Raw genomic sequence first — 22635 nt, forward strand, 5'->3', positions numbered from 1 at the left:
CCATTTTTAATCATAACTTATTTTCTCAATCGTCTTTTCAAGATGTTTGAGATGATTTGATATTACTAAGGAACGTTATACAACATGTTATCAAGAAGATCTGCTCGTCGAATTGAATATGCTCGAGTAGTTGTTATGGCATTTGCTGCTTTTGTTTTTAATACAACTGAATATATCCCAGTTGCATTACTGACTGATATTGCACAAAGCTTTACTATGCCTGTTTCCGAAGTTGGATTAATGATTACAGTCTATGCCTGGATTGTTTCATTAATGTCATTACCTTGTATGTTAATGACTTCTAGCTTGGAACGCCGTCAATTATTGATAAAATTATTTATCCTTTTTATCGTAAGTCATATTCTTTCCGCTATTGCTTGGAATTATTGGATCTTATTACTCTCTCGCATTGGTATCGCATTAACCCACTCTATCTTTTGGTCAATTACTGCATCACTCACTATGCGTGTTGCGCCAAAAGATAAAAAAATACAAGCACTTGGCTTGTTAGCGATGGGGTCAGCTTTAGCCATGGTATTAGGACTTCCATTAGGTCGAATCATTGGTCAATGGCTAAGCTGGCGGACAACTTTTGCCCAAATTGGTATCATTGCTACCATCATTTTATTTATTTTGGCACGTCTATTGCCTCATCTTCCAAGCCAAAATGCTGGTTCACTCAAGAGCTTACCTATACTTTGTCGTAGACCAATGTTACTAGGCATTTATCTCTTTACAGCTATTATTATTTCAGCACACTTTACTGCGTATAGTTATATTGAGCCATTTATGTTGCAAATTAGTCATATCTCAGCAGCATCTGCAACAGCAGGCCTACTTATCTTTGGTCTTGCTGGGATCATTGCTAGTTTGTTATTTAATCTATTATTTCGTTTAATGCCAATCAGATTTCTCGCTACAGCTATGCTGACGCTGACAATGTCATTAATGTCCCTTTATTATCTAGGGCATAGCCCGATTGCACTATTTATTCTTATTTTAGTTTGGGGAATTGGTATTTCTACATTAGGGCTTGGTATGCAAACTCGAGTTTTACAACTGGCGCCCGATGCCTCCGATTTAGCCTCATCTATCTATTCAAGTATTTATAATATTGGCATTGGTGGTGGCGCATTAATTGGTAATCAGGTAATGCAGCACCTCGGGTTGAGTTATATCGGCTATGTTGGAGCAATCTTAGGGGTTATTGCTATCGTTTGGTTTACATTTATCCATCTAAAATTTCAACATAAACTATTAAATATTCAAGCCTAAACCATCACGAAAAAACTACGTTATTTACTTCGTTTTTTGTTAGTTTAGTGCTACCTTAAACGCTTTAATTTTTACTTAAACATAATTATGAAAACTATTGTTTTAAAATTTGGAACTAGTGTTTTAACGCAAGGGTCATCAAAATTAAATCGTCCACATATGCTGGAAATTGTGCGTCAGTGTGCCACATTACATCAACAAGGTTATCGGATTATTATTGTTACATCTGGTGCTGTGGCTGCTGGTCGCCACTATCTTAACTATCCCAAACTTCCAGCTACGATTGCCTCAAAACAATTATTAGCCGCTGTAGGACAAAGTCAGCTTATTCAAACCTGGGAACAACTCTTTCAAATCTATGATATTAAAATTGGGCAAATCTTATTAACACGTGCCGACTTTGAAGATCGAGAACGCTTCTTAAATGCTCGTGATACATTAACTGCCTTACTCGATAATCAAATCATTCCCGTCATTAATGAAAACGATGCGGTGGCTACTGCTGAAATTAAAGTTGGTGATAATGATAATCTCTCTGCACTTACGGCAATTCTTGCTCACGCTGATCAACTTTATCTATTAACTGATCAACAAGGGTTATTTGATAGCGATCCAAGAAGTAATCCTGATGCAAAATTAATTGCTGTGGTAGAGAAAATTACAGACGAAACCCGTTCTATTGCTGGCGGAAGTGTATCTGGTTTAGGTACTGGTGGTATGTCGACTAAAATTACCGCAGCTGATATTGCTACACGTTCAGGTATCGAAACTATTATTGCACCAGGTAATCGTAAACACGTCATTATTGATCTCGCGAATGAAGTCGAGATTGGAACAAAATTTAAAGTACCACACCACGCGATTGATAGTCGTAAACAATGGCTATTTGCTGCACCTATTGCTGGAAAAATTAGTGTTGATCAAGGTGCAGAACACGCCCTAACAGTTCAACATAAATCTTTACTACCAGCGGGTATTAAACAAATTGAAGGTACGTTCTCCCGCGGGGAAGTTATCTTGTTACAAAATGCAGAGGGGAAACCATTAGCTCGTGGTATGGTACGTTACAATAGTGATGCTTTACAACGTATCAAAGGGCAACAATCTCAACAAATTAATGAGATTCTTGGCTATGAATATGGTGCTGTTGCCATCCATTGTGATGATCTCGTTTTATTATAGGAGTAAAAGATATGACCGACCTACAACTTATGGGACAACAGGCGAAAGACGCCTCTTTCCAACTTGCAACCATCTCTCATCAGCAAAAAAATGCCGTTTTAGCGCGTATCGCTTACCAATTAAAAGCACATCAAGAAGAGATTCTCACTGCTAATGCAAAAGATATTCAACAAGCGGAGCAACAAGGACTAAGCAAAGCACTGATCGATCGTTTACTCCTTACTGAACAACGTCTTGATGGCATTATCCACGAGGTCAATCATATTATTTCTCTTGCTGATCCCGTTGGGAATATCATTGATGGCGCTGAGTTAGATAGTGGGATAAAAATTGAACGCAAACGGGTTCCGTTAGGTGTGATTGGTGTGATCTATGAAGCGCGCCCAAATGTTACTATTGATGTAGCCTGTCTTTGCTTAAAAACAGGAAATGCAACTATCTTAAGAGGTGGAAAAGAAACACAACATACCAATCAAGTGTTAGTGAATATTATCCAACAAGCCTTAATTGATGAACAGTTGCCTGCAACGGCTGTACAAGCTATCACAAATCCAGATCGCCAATTAATTACCCAGCTTCTTAAATTAGATCAATATGTTGATATGATTATTCCTCGTGGTGGTGCGGGGCTTCATCAATTATGTAAAGAACAATCCACCATTCCTGTGATTGTTGGTGGAATTGGAGTATGCCATCTGTTTGTTGAAGAAAGTGCAGATATCGCTAAATCGTTGACTGTAATTCATAATGCAAAAACACAACGTCCAAGCACCTGTAACACCTTAGAAACACTCTTAGTACAAGAAAGTATTGCGCCAACATTTTTAGCTGAATTAGCGAAATATAATAAAACCCCACTCATCACTTTCCATGCTGATCAACAAGCTTTGGCTATTCTTCGCCAACACACCGATCGAGTACAACCTTTAGATGAAGCTACACTAAGCCAAGAATGGCTATCGCTCGATCTCAATGTGGTTATTGTTAAAGATATGGCTCACGCTATCGCGCATATTCGCCATTATGGCAGTCAACATTCCGATGGTATCCTCAGCCAAAATCCACAATTATTAATGCAATTTGAGAATCAAGTTGATTCTGCTGCGGTCTATTTAAACGCAAGTACCCGTTTCACAGATGGCGGTGAATTTGGTTTAGGCGCAGAAGTTGCTATCAGTACACAAAAACTTCACGCACGGGGCCCAATGGGCTTAGAGGCCTTAACTACCTATAAATGGATCTGCTCTGGGGATTATGCTGTAAGGAAATAATAATTTCCTTTTAAGGTTATCTCACTATCTCTAGCTGCTGATAGAGATAGTGTTGATAATCGCGTAATAATGCCTGATCTTTGGTGTCAGACTCTTGCAATCCACCTCCTAATTTACGCATAGCAATATTCGCCTTAAAGAAAGGATCAGCCTTTAATCCTGCAACTTCTAACAACACACCACCAAGCTGTGCAATATCTAATACGCCATTAATCTGAATCGGATTAGTCTGATAATTTGCCCGTAAAGTAAATTGAGTAATATATTCTGGATACTCAAATTGATTGAGTACCGACTGATATTTCACTTTTTTCTGCTCAAAATTAGGTTGGTGATCACCAAAATAACCTAAAAGATAAGGCTTGCCTCGCTGTTGCAAATAGCAATTAAACTGTTCCATACATACATCTAATTTTACCAACCGCTGGATATAATCATTTATTAACCCAATATCATGCGCAGAAAAATGATCATCTTCAATCTGATAAAGATTTTCAGTATGTGCATGATAAGGACCATGTTCCCGCATAGTTAATACATACACAAATAATGGCTGATCAATATTGACTAATCGTGGATGCTGTTTCTCTAAAATCATTTGCACATACTTCGCCATATCACTACTTTCGATATGCCATAAATTCTTTGATATTGGCGCAGGATACCCTAAATCTTGTGGTTGCAAGAACAGATCAAATCCAAAACAATCATAAGCTTGTTGTGCATTATAATTTCCTTTGGTGAAAGGACTTAATGCCACACAATAATACCCTTCTTGTTTTAATACTTTGAGTAAACTATATCTTGTATGTGGTGCCACCGAATAAAAAACAGAACTCGCCATAGCACCAAAATCAGTGGAAGGAATTCCAGATAAAAAAGCAAATTCAGATTTCCAGGTTGCGCCACCAAAAGTATGTACCCTTAATAAATTATGTAATACACAATCTTGTTGTGTTTGATACATTGATAATACTGGTATATGGCTAGACTGAAAAGAGAACATTTGTGGATCAACGGTTGATTCATGCAACCAAATCACCATATCAGGTTTTTCTGATTTTAATGGGTATGCTTCCACAGTAGCCATTAACTGTTGAAATTTCTCTCCATTCCCCTCTATTTTGGGCACATGGAAGAAAACTCCTCTTGCCGACATAGGTAGATTGAGAAATACATCTCGTCCGTCATCAGGTAAAGAATCTAACCACACCCGAATTGCATCTGGATGCTTACTATAATGGAACATTACACCAAAACTGATTAATACAATAATCACACCTAAGCTATGGCCTATTAAGCCTAAAGAAGCTACCGAAGAAAATCCGATGATGGCGTAAATAAATAAGCCTAATAATCCTAAAATAGCAACAATCGCACTTTTATAATGTAATAACGTTTCCCAATTACGAGGATCAAAGGCAAGGATAAAATCAGAAATTAATAAAGGTTGTTTGTAATAATGGATTTTTAGACGATGGAACAGCATTAAAATAATAAATGATAGATTGGCAAAATTTAATGCACGCTGCCATTGAGAGGTAAATGTTAATACTAAACCAAAGAAAAATAAAAAAAGAGAAATAGCAAATAGATAAGTCCAACGATAATGGGAGTTTTTAATAAAAATTAAAGAAGCAATACTAAATAATGTTAATAAAATATATTCCACTATAATCATAATCCACTCCCCTGAAAAATAACCTTGATTATTACATACTTACCTCAAATACAAAATAAAAACCGCATTGATAGTGACTACCAATGCGGTTATTTCATCAAAATTTAAACATTAAGAGCGTTTCATTGCTTCAAAAAATTCTTCATTAGTTTTTGTCATTGACAATTTATCAATGAGGAATTCCATTGCTTCAATCTCACCCATTGGATGAACAATCTTACGTAAAATCCACATTTTTTGTAATTCATCTGGGGTGGTGAGCAACTCTTCTTTACGTGTACCAGAGCTATTGAAGTCGATTGCTGGGAAGACACGTTTTTCTGCAATTTTACGTGAAAGATGAAGTTCCATATTCCCTGTTCCTTTGAACTCTTCATAAATCACTTCATCCATTTTTGAACCAGTATCCACTAATGCTGTCGCAATGATCGTTAAGCTACCGCCTTCTTCTACATTACGGGCTGCACCAAAGAAACGTTTTGGTCGATGTAATGCGTTCGCATCCACCCCACCTGATAACACTTTTCCTGACGCCGGCGTTACCGTATTGTAAGCACGTGCTAAACGTGTAATTGAGTCTAATAAAATCACAACATCTTTTTTGTGTTCTACCAAACGTTTAGCTTTCTCAATAACCATTTCTGCAACCTGTACATGACGTGCTGCTGGCTCATCAAAGGTTGATGCAACCACTTCACCTTTTACCATACGTTGCATTTCGGTCACTTCTTCTGGACGCTCATCAATTAACAACACCATCAAAATACATTCTGGATAGTTATATGTGATGCTTTGTGCAATATTTTGTAAGAACATTGTCTTACCTGCTTTCGGTGGTGCAACGATTAAAGCACGTTGTCCTTTCCCGATTGGTGCAGCTAAATCCAAAATACGTGCGGTTAAATCTTCTGTTGAACCATTACCACGTTCCATACGTAAACGATAATTTGCGTGTAATGGAGTAAGATTTTCAAAAAGGATTTTATTACGGGAGATTTCAGGACGGTCATCATTGACTTGATTAACTTTGAGAAGAGCAAAATAACGTTCACCTTCTTTTGGCGGTCGAATTTTACCTTCGATCATATCCCCTGTACGTAGGTTAAAACGGCGAATCTGACTTGGGGAAACATAAATATCATCTGGGCCAGCTAAATAAGAACTATCTGCAGAACGTAAGAAACCAAAGCCATCAGGTAAAATTTCTAAAACACCATCACCAAAAATGTCTTCACCACTTTTTGAATGTTGTTTAAGGATTGCGAAAATAATGTCTTGTTTTCTTAAACGAGCTAAATTTTCTAGCCCCATTTGTTCCTCGCCCAATTTCACAAGCTCAGAAACAGGCGTATTTTTTAATTCTGTTAAATTCATAATAACTGAAATGTTGTTGTAGATTAGATTAAAAACGAATTGTAATTTAGATATGAGATAAAAATTCAGTCGCAAAATTACCATTAAAAAAGACTATTGTCTAGTTTTAGAGTAGAATTTGCGCTGAATTTAATAAAATCTTAACTTTATTTCTAATTTATGGAACATCAATATCTCACATCAACACGTTTTCGTGATTTTTCGCTTGATCCTGCGATCTTAGCTGCCTTACAGCAAATGGGGATGGAATACTGCACCCCAATTCAAGCGCTTTCGCTGCCATATTCTTTACAAGGTAAAGATATTGCAGGACAAGCACAAACTGGAACAGGTAAAACCGTTGCTTTTCTAACTGCCCTATTCCAACATTTACAAAAATCACCCCAAGCAAAATCTCAACTCTCCGCACTGATTCTTGCCCCGACCCGAGAGCTTGCTGTACAAATTCATCATGATGCACAGATATTTGCAGAAAAAACAGGATTAACACTAGGTTTGGCTTATGGTGGTGATGGTTACGAGAAACAGTTACAAACATTACAAGATGGTGTCAATATTCTAATAGGTACGACCGGTCGGATAATTGACTATGTAAAACAACGCGTTATCTCCTTAAATCATATTCAATGTGTAGTTTTAGACGAAGCCGACCGAATGTTTGATCTCGGATTTATTCGAGATATTCGCTATTTATTACGGCATTGCCCACCACCTACTGAACGATTAACAATGCTCTTTTCTGCCACGCTCTCTTTCAAAGTACGCGAGTTGGCTTTTGAAGATATGAATGATCCGCATTATGTTGAAATAGAATCCGCATATAAAACAGCCGACACTGTAAAAGAGGAACTTTTTTATCCTTCTAACCAAGATAAAATGAAGTTATTACTTACATTACTCGAAGAAGAATGGCCAGAACGTTGTATTGTATTTGCCAATACTAAATATCAATGCGAAAAAATTTGGCAATATTTGTTGGCTGATGAGCACCGTGTGGGTTTACTCACAGGTAACGTCTTACAAAAGAAACGTTTTAAATTATTGGAACAATTCACACAAGGTGAACTCGATATTTTAGTGGCAACAGATGTAGCAGCACGTGGCTTACATATTCCTCAAGTAACGCACGTTTTTAACTATGATTTACCTGATGATTATGAAGATTATGTACATCGAATTGGGCGTACTGGCCGTGCGGGAGAAACAGGCATTTCAATTAGCTTTGCATGTGAAGATTATGCAATTAATCTACCAGCAATTGAACAATATATTGGTCATCAGATCCCTGTTAGTCATTATGATCCTACTGCGTTATTACCCTTACCTAAGATAAAAAAGACAACAACCAATAAGAAATATTACGCAGCAAATCCTCGTCATAGATAAAAACAGATATGCCATTTAATTTAACTTGATTTAAATGGCATACCAGACTGCTGATAAACTTAAATTTAAGAAATAAAGGACTTTGCCAACAAATTGATCGGTTGAACTATATGTATAAATAACCGAGATAAGAGCTGTGATCTACTACTGATACAGCTACGAGTATAGTCGTGTAAGTATTTGATGAAAATAATCTTATTAACTTTTCCACTCTAGCCAATAATATAACAGCATCTCCAACTATTAGTAATATAGTCGCAAAAGCAGAATATACGATCCAATATGAAGTTGGGTAATAATATTTATTTGTGCATTTGGAAAGATCTATGTGGAAAAAATTGTTTTGTCTAATCTGCGGGCTAAGCGTATCAACCAGTTATACCAGTATAGTTATTATAGGGACACGAGTGATTTATTCTGCGGAGAAAAAAGTGTTGTTAGTTCAAGTGACAAATGATAACAATAATCCTGCATTAATTCAGAGCTAGATTGATGATGGGAATATCAACGTTACCCCTGATCAAATTAAAAGTCGAAGTAGGTAATGTAGTGAGTAAAGCCATTTTTACCTTTTCTTATCAATAATACCCACCAAATCTGATTTTATAAAAACAGCAATAAGCCAATACGGAACTAAGCATTGGCTTATTGTTTATACAAGTTTAGCTGATAAATAGAGAAAATCGTTGCTATTTAAGTTAGCTATCTTACTAACAAAATCTAGATAAATTGTCTTTGGCAAATTTCTATTTAACCATAAAGAAAAACCCATCCTACCGAAGTAGGGTGGGTTTTGTGTTTTATTGGTGCTTGACTAAATCAATACATCAATACCGTGTTGGATATACAACGTACCTGCTGTTGAATTGGTAGTATTAGTATAAACATCATAGGTAATACCATCACCATGATCGCTAAAGGTTTGACCGTTTGCTTTCCAGCCTGTTTCTCTGATATCTACTTGGTTAGCACTCAAATCCTTGCCATCTTCATCACGGATAAACAATTTACCGGAGTCACTAATAGGCTCATTATCATTGATTTTGATCCAGTCTCCACTATTATTATCTCCATTACTATTGAGATTTGAACCAAATTGAATTTCTTCGATATGCCAAAGTTGGCTGTGATCATCTATAGTCTTATTTACCCCACTAATGGTAAAGCCATTGTGGCCACCATCTTCAGCAGTACCGATAATTACTGTATCGTAACCGTTATTACCGTCAAAGATGTTGGTTTTGCTGCCGGTAACTTTACCGTATAAGCGGATAATATCATTACCGTCTCCAGCTTCTACTCTATTGTTTGTACCATTGACATTATAGAGTTGGATATCATCGCTATCAGCGCCAGTATATACCCTAACATTATTAGCAACATTAACCATCATTACTAAGTCATTACCAGCACCAGTCCATACTTTGGTATTATCAGTAGCAGCATTCCAGTTAAATGAAGCATCTCCAGACTGATCTGGATGGAAACCTAATTTAACCACATCTTTGCCAGTACCACTCAAGATATTGGCATTGGTAACCGAACCACCAACAGCAAGGTAGTTATCACCGTTACCCAAACCGATACGGGCAGCAAAATTCTCAATATTATCATCTGCTTGCCATTCTGGATTAAGCTGTTTGGTAACATAAGTCACGCCCAAACCTGAAGCACCGGAATTTGTCACACCGCTTGACAATGCAGTATTAATATCATCACGCAAATCTGCGCTGTTTTCATTGACGTAGTAATTATTCCAACCAGCAATGTTAGCTCTATTGAGAGTTATAGATAGCCAATCCATTACATTGGATTGATTACCCATCCATAGCTCTTGATCAATACGGATATTGTCATCGCCATTACCCATCAACATGGATACTTTACCGCCGACATTACCGGTGATATGTACATCACTACTGTCTTTGGACATTAACAGGAAGCGAGCTTGCCAATCTTCATGATCATGAATTTCACTGGCATTATAAGATCCATTTTGCTCACCCATAATATCGCCGTTAACAGTTAATCTATCGTAACCGCTGCCCAAGTTAATAATGTTAGAACCTTGGTCAGTATGTTTTTCACTAGAGATAGTTTTAGTTTCCATCTCATCGTTACCAGAACCTAGGCTAAAGTAATTACCAATATTACTTTCATTGGCAGCGAGGATAAATCCTCCAGTAACTTTCAGGATATCATTACCATTACCCATATCAATCTTACTATTGGTGTTGTACAGTGCGGAATTATGGTCATTCCAGTTACCTACGGTAGCTGTATACTCTACTGTAGCTGCGTTACCTGTTACTAAGAACTGGTCATTACCATCGCCCATAGAAATTTGCTGTGCACCATTGAAATTACTATCTAACAATTGTTTACCATTTAAATAAACAGTTTTAATAGTGTCATCGCCTACACCAGTAGTAATATTTGTTGCTCCAGTAATACCGCCTGTTGCTTCAATATAGTCATTACCTGCCGCTGTATCAATATTAAATACGGCATCATCAGCAGCCCCCATAACACCTTTCCAACGTCTCTCGGTCACAAACTCATCGGTCTGTACAGATGCGGCAATAATTACATCGTTGGCATTTGTACCAGCCCAACTATAACTTCTATTACCATTATCACGCCAGTTTGGTGCTTGATCGTGGCTGGTTCCTGCTATTTCACGGAAATAGTCACCATCATCTTCATCATCTGGGCGCATGAGCCAGTCAAGTTTCGGGTTATAAATTTTGGAACCATCAGATGCCGTTTTTACTTTATCATTCTGAGCAGTACCAAAGTTATATGGCGTTCCATCTACAGTAACAGCATTCGGATTGTTACTATCAAACATAACTTCTGATGAGTTGATATTATCCACAGTAAAATCCGCATTTTTAGCAGAGCCAGCAACTGCACTATCACGGTAAACGGCATCTACAATATCAGCAACAACTTTTAAGTTTTTACCATTAACTGATGGTAAAGCAAGCGAACCCGTTGTTGCACCTTGAGTTGGAGTGAAGTATTTTGTTTCACCCGCAGAAGCACCGTTCTCATCAACGACACGTATACGAATTAGCTTACCTTGATCAAGTTTACCCGCCAAGGTATAAGAGAAGCTAACATCATTATCAACAACTTGTGTATCATCTATACTGTTGTCCTCATCCGTTACAGATACAGTAGTGATAGACATCGGTAGAGCTTGTGTTGTTTTGCTGACTTCTGATATGTTGCCTACGCTATCGATAGCTGTCGCTGTGATAGTTGTACCTTCTTCTAAACCAGAGAATACAGCTTTTCCATTTTCAATGGTTGGTGTAAGCGTACTACCTGCTTGTGTAGTCCAAGTAGAATCGTTTTTCACCAAGGTAACAGTAGCATCACCAACTTTAACAGTTACTGAAGCAGCATCACTTTCTGTCGGCAAGGTTACTGTTGCGGTAGTGTCAGTAGTAGCAACATCTACTGTCGGCGCAGTTGCGTCAATATAAATTTTAGTTTTACTTCCTATAGGAGCTGTCAGATTAGAATCATTATTCGCTCCCGGTTTCAATGTATAAGTAAACTCGTATGGACCTTCTTTCAGTACTTTGCTTCCATCGACAGTTTTGTAGAAGTCTAGCCCAGTAACTGGAAATTCTGTATATAAATTTCCATTATCATCCGTATGAATACCTCCTATTACACTGTCGTCTCCTTTTAAAGGATAAGGAAAATTACGACCAGCCACTGGAATCTCTAAGACATCACCTGCTTTAGTACCTTCAGGGAGGTATACTCGGTAATTTGAACTACTTGACACACTCTCTGCCTCCGGACCATTCAACACTACATCGTAACCGCTGATAGCATCATTATTGCTTAGATCATCGCTTGGGAAGACAACTTTCAATGATTCAATAGCCGCACGTTCGTTACCAGCAACGTCTTTAGCGATTGCTGTCACTGGTGTGTCTGCTTTTAACGATGATGCTGGAATAGTAATTGTACCATTTTCATTCGTCGAACCTGTCGGTAAATCACCTGCCCAACTACCATCTTGATAAGTCAATGTTGTGGTTGTCGGTTGCTCTGCGCCCGTAGGTGTATAGGTAATTTCTACTTTATCACCATTTTTCAACTCTGCTTTTGGCAAGGTAATATCGACAGAACCGCTTCTATCACCACTCTCGCTAACCACTATCTTATCAATCAATACCATTCCTTTAGGTGCAACAGTATCTACTGCAAACGCATCAGAAGCTACATTGTTGTTATCAACCAATTTCACAGTGTAGTTCTCACCATCCGTAATACCATCTTTCGGAATAATGAATGTACCGTCTGCTTTCACATTAACCGGTGAACCAATTGCAGTACCTTGTCCGTTATACAACTGAACTTGTGCATTTTCCGGAGCATTCTCGACTTTACCGCTAATACCATCTGCTAACTCTTTAGCATTCACACCGTTAGTTACTTCATCACCCATTGTAATGCTTGGTACAGCTACGACCGGTGCTGCTGAAGCCGTGACACTATTGATTCCATCGGTAACTGCTTGTGTATTACCTGCCAAATCACTACCAACCGCTTTAACAGTGGTATTGTCTGCCACTTCATCAGCAGGAATAGTAACTTTGCCATCAGCGAAGGTAAGCGCTGAGCCCTCAGGTAATCCTAACCAAGTACCTGTTTTCTTATCATAAGATAAAGTTACTGTTGTTTCAGGTTTATCTGTCGGTGTGTAGGTAACCGCTACTTTATCACCATCTTCAGGCTGTGCAGGTAAAGTAATTTCTACAAAACCGTCATCTTTAGCTGTAACAGCTGCTTGAGGTGCTGTCTTATCTACCACAAAACCATTAACAGTTGTAGTCTTAACATTACCCGCCTCATCTTGGGTTTGTACTTGAACTTGGTAAGTACCACCCTCCGGTAATACATATTTATCATTAACAACAGGTACACTTGTCCAATTCTCGCCATCTGTACTGTACTTCACGCTATTAGCAACGATGTTTGCATCATCAGCTGGAGTAATATTTAATTCACCGTTTTGACTAATCTTGTCATTAGGCGTACCAGTGTCCGTTACTAATGTAATGGTTGCACCGGCTGGTGCGGTTGTATCCACTTTAAATGGATCTGAAGCAACAGAGGTATCACTTACCAATTTAACAGTGTAGTCGTCACCATCGGTAATCGCATTTCCGGTATTCGGAATAGTGAACGCACCTCCAGTTCCCACAGTAGTTGGCTCACCAACTGGGGTTGTACCTTTATAAAGTTGAACCTGTGCACCTGCTGGAGCATTGTTTACTGTACCGCTGATACCTCCGTCGGATAACTCTGCTTTATTTACACCGCTACTAACTTCATCGCCCATTGTGATGGTTGGTTTAGGTTCATCACTGCCTGCCGTTGCAGATTGTTCTGCTGCTTCATTACCTGCCGCATCTACTGACTTCGCTGTTACTGTGCTGCCATCTTTAACCGCATTTTCAGGGATCGTTGTCGTATTTTTATTGTCCGCTGTTGTGCTTGGAACAATATCGGTGTTATCTGATTGCCATGTACCGTCTGCTTGTTTTTCTAAAGTCACTGTAACCGGTTCTGTTGCATCCTCTGGAGTTACAGAAACTTCAACTTTGTCACCTACTTTTGCATCAACTGGTAAACCAACGGTAACTGAACCATCATTATCTGCTATCGCTGCGGTAACAGTCGGTGCAGCTACTGTTTTATCCACAGTAAAGAGTGGTGTAGGTGCAGATACTTTGCCACCATCAGCTGCCGGAGTAGTTACGGTAATCTTGTAGTCACCCTCTGGCACTTTATCTGCTGGGATAGTGAATCTGCCGTTTGTAACGCTGATAGTACCAATATCAACTGGATGATCGTTCTTGTCTAACAGTTTGATTATTGAGCCATCAGGGGCATTAGTTGTAGTACCGATTAGACCTTCATTAGCTAAATCTGCTTTGTTAACATAGCCATCTTGAGCTACTACCACAGTTACAGATGGAGTAGTAGATAAAGCGTCGTTACCTGCCGTTGCTGCACCTACTAGATTTTCATTACCTGCGACATCTATAGATTTCGCATTTACCGGCGTACTATCTTTAACCGCATTTTCACCAATCTTCACGGTATTGTCAGTTAATATAACGTCATCAGGTAAATCAGCTGATGGCGTCCAACTGTTTTCACCTTTGGTTAAGGTAATGGTTACAGGCTGATCGTTCTCGCCAGTAAAGGTCACTTCTACTTTATCGCCAACTTTCGCATCATCTGGTAAACCAACTGCTACTGAACCATCACCATCTTCTGTCGCAGCTTCAACTATTGGTGCTGTCGGTAATGTTGTATCAACTGTAATAGGAGCTGCATTAGTAGATACTGTTTCATTACCGGCTTTATCCACAACGGTTACTTTAATAGCATCAGCGGTATAAGTACCGTCAGGTAGAACATATTTACCATCCGCATTTGGTGACAATGCTTGTCCGTTTACTGTTACGGATTTAATGCTTTCACCTTCAACTTTAGGTGTTACTAAAGTACCGTCTTTACTAATACCATCACCAGCTGTGCCAGAATCATTTGCTAATGTAATATCTGCTTTGGTTGGTATGGATGTATCCACAGTAATTGAATCAGTATTTAAGGTTTCTTTAGTATTACCTGCTGTATCAACAGTCGTTACTTTAATAGCACCAGCTGCATAAGTACCTGCTGGTAAGGTATAGGCAGGACCAGTTAATGGCGTCCATACACCAGTAGCGGCATTTTGGTATTCTACTGTTTGAATACTTGCATCGCCAGCAGGTGTAATGGTAAGCCCACCCTCTTTACTGATATTGTCAGTACCACTTTCGCCAGTATCGCTAGTTAATTTAATGATTGCATCGGCAGGAGGTGTTTTATCTACTACAAAACCATCTACCTTGGTTGTGGTGGTATTGCCCACACTATCCTCAGTAGTCACTCGGACGCTGTAAGTACCGTCTTCAGGTAAGACATATTTATCATCAACAACAGGTACATCTGTCCAAGTCGTGCCATCTTTACTGTATTCAACACTACCATCAATAATAGTCGCACCTTTAGGGTCAATGGCTAATGTACCGTCATTACTAATCTTATCGTTAGCATTAGTACCATTATCATTTTTCAAGGTAATGCTTGCATCAGCAGGACTGTTAAGTGCTACTGTTACTGTTGTTGTATTGCTTGCACCTACACCGCCTGTTGTAATGGCTTTAATGGTATAAACACCATCATCTACATTTTCAAACTTAAATGTACCATCAGGCTGTACTGTTGCAGTTTTTTCGGTTCCGTTTTCAGCAACTAATATGACAGTCGCTCCTTCAGCAGAATCCTCATCTGAATATGCTATTTTACCAGTAATTGTGTTGGTTTCATTATCAACTTTAGTTAATTTACCGTCTGCACTTTGATCGGTTAGAGTAACCACAGGTGTACGGATATCTTTGACTGTGACAGGTTTAACCGATGCGCCTGGGTTGACACCATCGCTTGCTGTCGCAGTTACCTGTGTACCATCTTTGACTTGGTTAGCCGGTAATGTTACTTCATCTGTACTGCTATCTGGAATAACCTCTGTATTGTCTGATGCCCAACCGTCATTACCTTTGGTTAAAGTCACAGTTTGTTGGTTACCATTTTCATCGGTGTATTTCACTTCAACTTGATCGCCAGTTTGAGCATCAGCAGGTAAAGTAATATCTACACCGCCGTTTGGTGTTGCAACAGGTGTCGGTGCACTCGGTGCATCGCTATCTACTTTAAACTCAACAGGATCTGATACGGCTGATTCACGACCGTGCTCACCATCTTCCTTAATAATTGCAGTAACGCTGTAATCACCATCAGGTAATTTTGCTTTTGGAATGTCAACTGTAACAATATCGCCTTGTTGTTTATCTGCATCAACTTGTACATCCGCTAAAACGTTACCGCTAGCATCTTTTAAGATGATATGGTCGCCCACTTGTACACCAACAGGTAATGTAATTTGTGCTTCAACTTTACTATCAGAAAGGTCATCTGCACTCACTCCATTAGCAGCTTCTGTAATTGTTAAGATTGGTGCGGCATCGCCAACGTTATCGTTATCGGTATCACCACCTGGTACCGCAGAGTCGATGGTTAAAGTCACCTCTTCTGTAGTTGCATTAGTTACTTCTGCTGCACCTGCTTTGGTATAAGAAACCTCAACCTTAGCCTTGATTTCAGAGATACTTGTGGTAGTTACCGGAATTTCGACATAAGGGTCAAAACTATCAGTTGCAGAAGGACGATGAATTGCGTAGATCGTCGTACCATTGTCAGCAGTAACACTTTCTTTATCAGCTGCTAAGGTATAAACCGTACCATTGATGGTGATGTTTACTGCATCATTTGGATTTTCTATACCACCGATACCTTGCGGTAAATTCACTTTAACGGTAGTTGAGTTGCTATTATCATCACCGGCATTTTCACTTGCCCAGAGAATACCGTCTTCTTTACCTACAAGCGTACCGTTTACGGTTGAACCAGTATCTTCAATGTACTCAATAGATGGGGTACCGTTAACGGTTCTATCTACAGGAATAGTGCTATTACTTTCTTGAGAAGATTGTCCTGCCGCATCTACAACTTTAGCCGATACAGTTAAATTCTCTTGAGTTTCTGCACCAATAGTACCCACAGGAACTTCAATAGTTGCTTTGTGTGATTGAGCTTCAGCTGCTGTGATGGTGTGTTTAACAGGTTCTTCGCTACCATTAGTTGTAAGAATAACTGTATCACCCTTGTTAACATTGGCAGTAGGTAAAGTCACTTCAACTTTAACTTTACCGTTAGAGCCGACTTCGTTACGAGTCAAGACACCATCTGTTGGATTTTTATCATCCACAAATTTAACAACAGGGATTTCTCCTTCTGTGCTATCCGCAACATGATCACCATTTCTATCACCCGGTACAGAATGATCAACAATGATACTCATAGGGGTGCCTGATTTGCCCGATGCACTGGTCACAACAAGGCTGTATTTACCATCTGGTACACTGTCAAATGTAAATGTACCGTTAGCACCAACTGCAACATTAACTTCTTGTCCATCGACTACAACAGGGTTTCCTTGTTCATCTACTAATTTAACGATTGCACCCTCTGCCTCATCTGTTGTGCCATTATAGATTACTTTACCTGTGATTCGACCACCTTCTGTCGCATCTAAAACGCCACCCTCACTTTCACCAGTTAGACTAATCACTGGTGTACGGGTATCGGTTGCATTCTTAGGAGTCGCTGCAGCAGAGTTGCCAGCTTCATCGGTCGCTACCGCTGTTACTTGGCTACCATCTTTTACTTGGTTTTCAGGAATTGTTGCCTTATTACTTGTTGGATGATTAATAATTTCAGGTTTATCTGATTCCCAAGTACCGTTGTCTTTCTTAGTTAAAGTTACCGTTGTAGATTGCGTTTCACCATCTGGTGTGACAGTAATTTCAACTTTATCGCCCGGATTAGCATCGGTGGGTAACTCAACATCCATTGTACCGTCTGCTTTTGGAGTAAGTACTGGTGCAAAAGGTGCTGTAGTATCAGGGTTGTTACCTGCATTTTGAGGTGTTGCTGCGATTTCATTACCCGCAGAGTCTTTAGTGACAGCAGTTACCTCGCCACCATCTTTCACAGAGGTAGCAGGGATAGTTGCTGTATCACCGTCTGGATTGCTAATCAAGTTCGGTTTGTTTGATGTCCAACCGCTTTCATCTTTGGTTAAGGTAACCGTTTGTTTTACACCACTTTCATCAGTATATGCCACTTCAACGGTATCGCCTGCTTCAACATTTTCACTTGGCAAGGTAATACTTACGCTACCGTTAGCTTGTGGGTTAATTGTAGGTTGAGCTGGTGCTGTAACATCAACTGTAATTGGTCGAGCGTTGGTAGAAATTGTTTCATTACCAGCAGCATCTTTAACAGTGACTTTAATACTTCCAGCCGCATACTCGCCTGGCTCTAGGACGTACTTACCATTATTATTTGGAGTAAGTTCTTTGCCTCCCACCGTTACTTTAATATTGTCACCAGCAGGCACCTCTAATGTACCATCTTTACTAATACCATCTGTGGTATTTGTACCTGTATCATGCGCTAATTTAATATCTTGTTCTGTTGGTGCTACATGATCGACAAGAATATCAGTGATTGGTGTACCAGTTTCGCCTGAAGCACTAGTCACTTCAATACTGTATTTACCATCAGCCACGCTTGCAAAGGTAAATATGCCGTCATCAGCCGTTGTTGTTTCAGCCACTTGCTCACCTTGTGCATTTTTCAAGATAACCGTTGCACTTTCGGCAGAGTCAGCATTAGCATCAGTACTGTTATAAGTAACTTTACCTGTGATGTTGTTACCTTCGGTCTTATCTAAGATCTTATTATCACTTTGACCGGTTAAGCTAAGCATTGGCATACGTTTGTCTGTCGCATCTACTGTCTTCGGTTCAGAAGAGTTGGTACCGTCAGTCGCTACGGCAGTTATTGGGCTACCATCTTTTACTTGGTCTTCAGGGATAGTAGTAGTGTCTTTATTACCCTCCGTTGTGTCTGGAACAATCGTAGGCTCATCTGATTCCCAAGTACCGTCATCTTTTTTGGTTAAAGTTACTGTTGTAGGTTCTGTCGCTCCTTCAGGCGTCACAGTAACTTTAACTTGGTCACCTGGATTAGCATTAGTTGGCAAATCAAGTTTCACTGAACCATCATCATTTGCCGTAAGTTCTGGTTCAGAAGGTGCTGTTACATCAGGCGCAGTAAATGAGTCTACTGATGCGGTATTACCAGCAGTATCGTTAGCCGTTACTGTTACCGGTGTGTTCTCTTTAATACCGTCTTCAGGAAGAGTAGCAGTATTACCTGTTGGATTAGCAATAAGCTCAGGTTTGTCTGATGTCCAACCACTATCACTTTTGGTCAAGGTAACAGTTTGTGGTTTACCTGCTTCATCGGTATATTCCACTTTAACTGTATCGCCTATTTCTGCATCTTGAGGCAAGCTGATATCTACGGAACCATCTTCTTTCGCAGTAAGAGTTGGTTTACCTAATTGAGTATCTATTTTAACTTCTTTTTCTGCTTCAACTGAGCGATTGCCTGAATTGTCTTTTACATAGGCTTTAACCGTAATTGTACCTGTTGCTGGTAACTCATTTGCTGGTACAGTAAAGCCGTTTTCTTTAACTGCCGCCGTAATTGTCACAGTTTTTTCAGTGCCATCATTAACGGTATAAACTAAGGTGTCATTAATCGCAACGCCGTCTGTAGGCACTTTAATAGTAATTGCTGCTTTTTGACCATTCAGCTCTGCGGCATTTAATTTACCATCTTCAGGTTGTGTATCTTGAGTAAAGTTAATAGTAGGCGCTTTATCTCCGTAACCATCACCGTCAGCATCAACGCCACCAGGTACGGAAGTATCAACTGTTGCGGTTACTGGAGTAGAAGTTTGAGCAATGCCATCTGTTCTTGGTTCTGCTACTGTTGCTGTTAAATTAACTTTTGTACCATTTACTGGAGCAGGGGTATTGAGTACCACCGTACCATTATCAACTTCTGTTTGAGTAAGTGGACGGTCTAGTAATGTTTTAGTGCCGTCTTTAATGATGATGTGGTCACCCTCTTGTGTACCTTGAGGGATTGTCACAGTAAGGTTTAAACCATCTTTTGCTTCAGCGGCATTAATCATGGTATCGGTAGCCGTTAAACCCTCTACAGTAAGCTCTGGTGCAGATTGTGGCGCTACGGTATCTACTTTAATCTCAGGTGCTAGGGTTGTATCTTTACCAGCTACAGTTACAACAACTGGCGTTGTAATCTTTATAGAATTTGTAGGAACATCTACAGGTACTTCAATATATGGATTCCCCTCTGCATTGGTTTTAATAGGGAAATCACCAACCTTATTATCATTAACATTAATAGGATAAACTTGCCCTGAGATAGTAACTTTATCACCATCAGATAGATTTTTTGGTAATACAATTTGTGCTGTCACTGAATTGTCAGAACCAATTTCTGCTCCGGATAAAGTGCCATCCTTATTGGCGTCATCACTATAAACCACACGAGGAACACTATCTACGGCACGATTAACTTCAATTGAATCAGCAGCAGTGTTAGATTGATTTCCTGCAGTATCTGTAATCTGTGCTGTGATAGATAATATACCTTGGTGTCCTGCTTCAATACCTACTGGGATTTCAACTTGGGCTTGACCAGCAGTAATATCAGCCGCTGTAATTTTATGATCAACACCATTGACCTTGATAATATCATCAACTTTAACAGTTGCTTTGTCGAAGTTAACATTAACCAATGTTTTACCATCAGTACCAATTTCATTACGAGTTAATTGATTGTCTGCCGGGTTGTTATTATCTGCAAAAGCGACAGAAGTAATTACAGGTACTGTGCGGTCGATAGTAATTGGCGTATTGTCTGTACTTGGGTTACCAGCTTCATCTTTAACTTGAACACCATAATTGCCATCCGGTACACCGGTTGTGTCTAAATCGAAATTACCGTCATTATCAATTGGAGCGGTGATTGGATTACCATCAGCATCTGTCACTGGATTACCATCTGCATCTACTAATGTTACTGTACCACCTTTAGCATCTGGTGCAGAACCAGAAATGTTAGTGTCATCAGTCGCATTCAGTGTTTGATCTTGACTGTCATCATTTAATGTTGGTGCATTTGGTGCCGTGGTGTCGTCTGCCTGTACTAAACTTGGTGTTGATGTGTTGCCAGCTGCGTCTTTAACAGTAACAGTTAATGTTTCACCATTAGTTTTTGGTGGATTAATTGCTACATCAAAATTACCATTTTGGTCAGCTGTACCTGTACCAATCACAGTATCACCATCTTTAATGGTGACTGTTGCACCTGGCTCTGTTTTACCCGTTACGTGTTTTCCATCACCTGATACCTCTAAGCTACCACTTTTAATTTCTGGCGCAGTTGTATCTCTAGCTGATTGATGAGAACCACCACTGCTACCACCAGAACCTGTAGCGATACCACCTAATAGTGCGGCTGCACCAATACCTGCTAGCCAAGGGCTGATTGTATATCCTTCTGGTAAACTGCCTACCATACCAGCTTCAAATGCACTAACGTCCGCACCAACTTGAGTTACGATAACTTGACCAGCTTCAGCAGTTTCGGTAGCTGGTACATCAAACAGTGCATAACATTGATCGTTAGGTGTACATTCGTGCCAAAACTCATCAATAATGACTTCCATATGTTCTTTTTCACTACGGATAATTAAGTCATCACCACTACGAGTCACTTTAACATCTTCAGGTGTTTTCCCTGTTACCGTATCAATTAGATAGTATTCTTCACCTGGCACTGCTAACTCAGTATATTTCCCATTGTTAGCTACTTTTGACAAATTAACTTTTTTACCAGATTTCTTTGCAATCAATATTAAAGCCATGTAGAACCCTCTAGTTATCATTAATAATTAAAACTAATGTATGCTATTGTCTAGTATTGATAAAGTTGCGGAATTCTATATTATTTGTTTAGATATTTACAACAACTAACCCCCCCGAACCAGTCAAAAATTTCAAAAAAAAAGCAATAAAATCATTTAGTTAAAATAATTAAAGATAGAAATATGACGCTCATACCTCACAATTTGTTAAATTTATGCATCAAAAAAATTTAACAAATAACTGATATAAGTTTACATTATATAATTATCTGATTAAAAAATTTGCATAATATTGAGTTACCTATCATATCAATAGGTAATAATTTACTATTGTTTTGTTGGTTGGATACGATTGCCAAGAGTGACAATCATGATAAAAGTGCCAATCGACATAGCCCGCTGTTAGTTACTCATTTACAAATTCAGTTTACATAAGATGGCAAATAAGCCTTTACCTACTACTCATCAGCAGGTTTTATACCTGCCTTGTTGAAAGATGGTGTGATACTTGATTTTAGTTTAGATAATTTGTATTGTAGCGGTGGCACAAAATATTATCTGTTAAAATAGGATTAAGATTAGTGCTTTTCTCTAAATTTTCATTACAACTTGAATGATTATAAAAAATACTATTCAACACTTTTGATTAACCTATTTAATAGAAGATATAGAAATGATGTCTGAAAATTATATAACTATGGCTAATATCAATATCGCAATAAAACACTAATTGATTGAACACCTTACACAATATGTAAAAACTTATACCACCTCTGATCCCAAAAATTCTACTGTACTAAGTACCCCACAACAATGGGATTTATTACATTTACTGAAAGATGAATTGAGATTAATGGGATTGACAGAAATTACATTAGATGACAATGGTTATCTATTTACTACATTACCTGCCAATATAAAAGAAAATGAAGTTGTCCTTTAGGGCAAAA

General features: G+C 39.0%; 9 protein-coding genes. 6 read left to right on the plus strand and 3 right to left on the minus strand.

What is annotated here, in order from left to right:
• The first annotated feature begins 84 nt into the window (after nt 1–84).
• From QV06_RS07595 to QV06_RS07605, 3 genes are all read left to right on the plus strand, one after another.
• Nucleotides 85–1275: a sugar transporter gene (locus tag QV06_RS07595; RefSeq protein WP_065237614.1), complete on the plus strand. Its 1191-nt coding sequence runs from the start codon at nt 85–87 to the stop codon at nt 1273–1275.
• Between the two features lie 87 nt (nt 1276–1362).
• Entirely contained in the window at nt 1363–2457 is a 1095-nt protein-coding gene (gene proB / locus QV06_RS07600) for a glutamate 5-kinase (RefSeq protein ID WP_065237615.1), read from the plus strand.
• 11 nt (nt 2458–2468) lie between these two features.
• Entirely contained in the window at nt 2469–3728 is a 1260-nt protein-coding gene (locus tag QV06_RS07605; protein WP_065237616.1) for a glutamate-5-semialdehyde dehydrogenase, read from the plus strand.
• Between the two features lie 16 nt (nt 3729–3744).
• Here QV06_RS07605 and QV06_RS07610 read toward each other — a convergent pair whose 3' ends face one another.
• Nucleotides 3745–5403, minus strand: a complete 1659-nt coding sequence (locus tag QV06_RS07610) for a sulfatase-like hydrolase/transferase (RefSeq protein WP_065237635.1) — start codon at nt 5401–5403, stop codon at nt 3745–3747.
• Between the two features lie 117 nt (nt 5404–5520).
• Nucleotides 5521–6783, minus strand: coding sequence for a transcription termination factor Rho (gene rho, locus QV06_RS07615; RefSeq protein WP_065234244.1), 1263 nt, complete (start codon nt 6781–6783; stop codon nt 5521–5523).
• 159 nt (nt 6784–6942) lie between these two features.
• Between rho and rhlB the strand changes: the two genes are divergently transcribed.
• Nucleotides 6943–8169, plus strand: a complete 1227-nt coding sequence (gene rhlB, locus QV06_RS07620) for an ATP-dependent RNA helicase RhlB (RefSeq protein WP_065237617.1) — start codon at nt 6943–6945, stop codon at nt 8167–8169.
• 326 nt (nt 8170–8495) lie between these two features.
• On the plus strand, nt 8496–8657 hold the full coding sequence (locus QV06_RS12205) for a fimbria/pilus periplasmic chaperone (RefSeq protein ID WP_082985067.1): 162 nt from the start codon (nt 8496–8498) through the stop codon (nt 8655–8657).
• A 326-nt stretch (nt 8658–8983) separates the two neighbouring features.
• On the opposite strand, the gene QV06_RS07625 is transcribed toward QV06_RS12205, so the two are convergent.
• Entirely contained in the window at nt 8984–21685 is a 12702-nt protein-coding gene (locus tag QV06_RS07625) for an Ig-like domain-containing protein (RefSeq protein WP_065237618.1), read from the minus strand.
• Nucleotides 21686–22415: 730 nt separating this feature from the next.
• Here QV06_RS07625 and QV06_RS07630 point away from each other — a divergent pair.
• Nucleotides 22416–22628, plus strand: coding sequence for a hypothetical protein (locus tag QV06_RS07630; RefSeq protein WP_065237619.1), 213 nt, complete (start codon nt 22416–22418; stop codon nt 22626–22628).
• Nucleotides 22629–22635 lie beyond the last annotated feature (7 nt).

Origin of the sequence: Gallibacterium genomosp. 3 (assembly GCF_001678475.1) — a bacterium.
In the GTDB taxonomy this organism is placed as follows: domain Bacteria; phylum Pseudomonadota; class Gammaproteobacteria; order Enterobacterales; family Pasteurellaceae; genus Gallibacterium; species Gallibacterium faecale.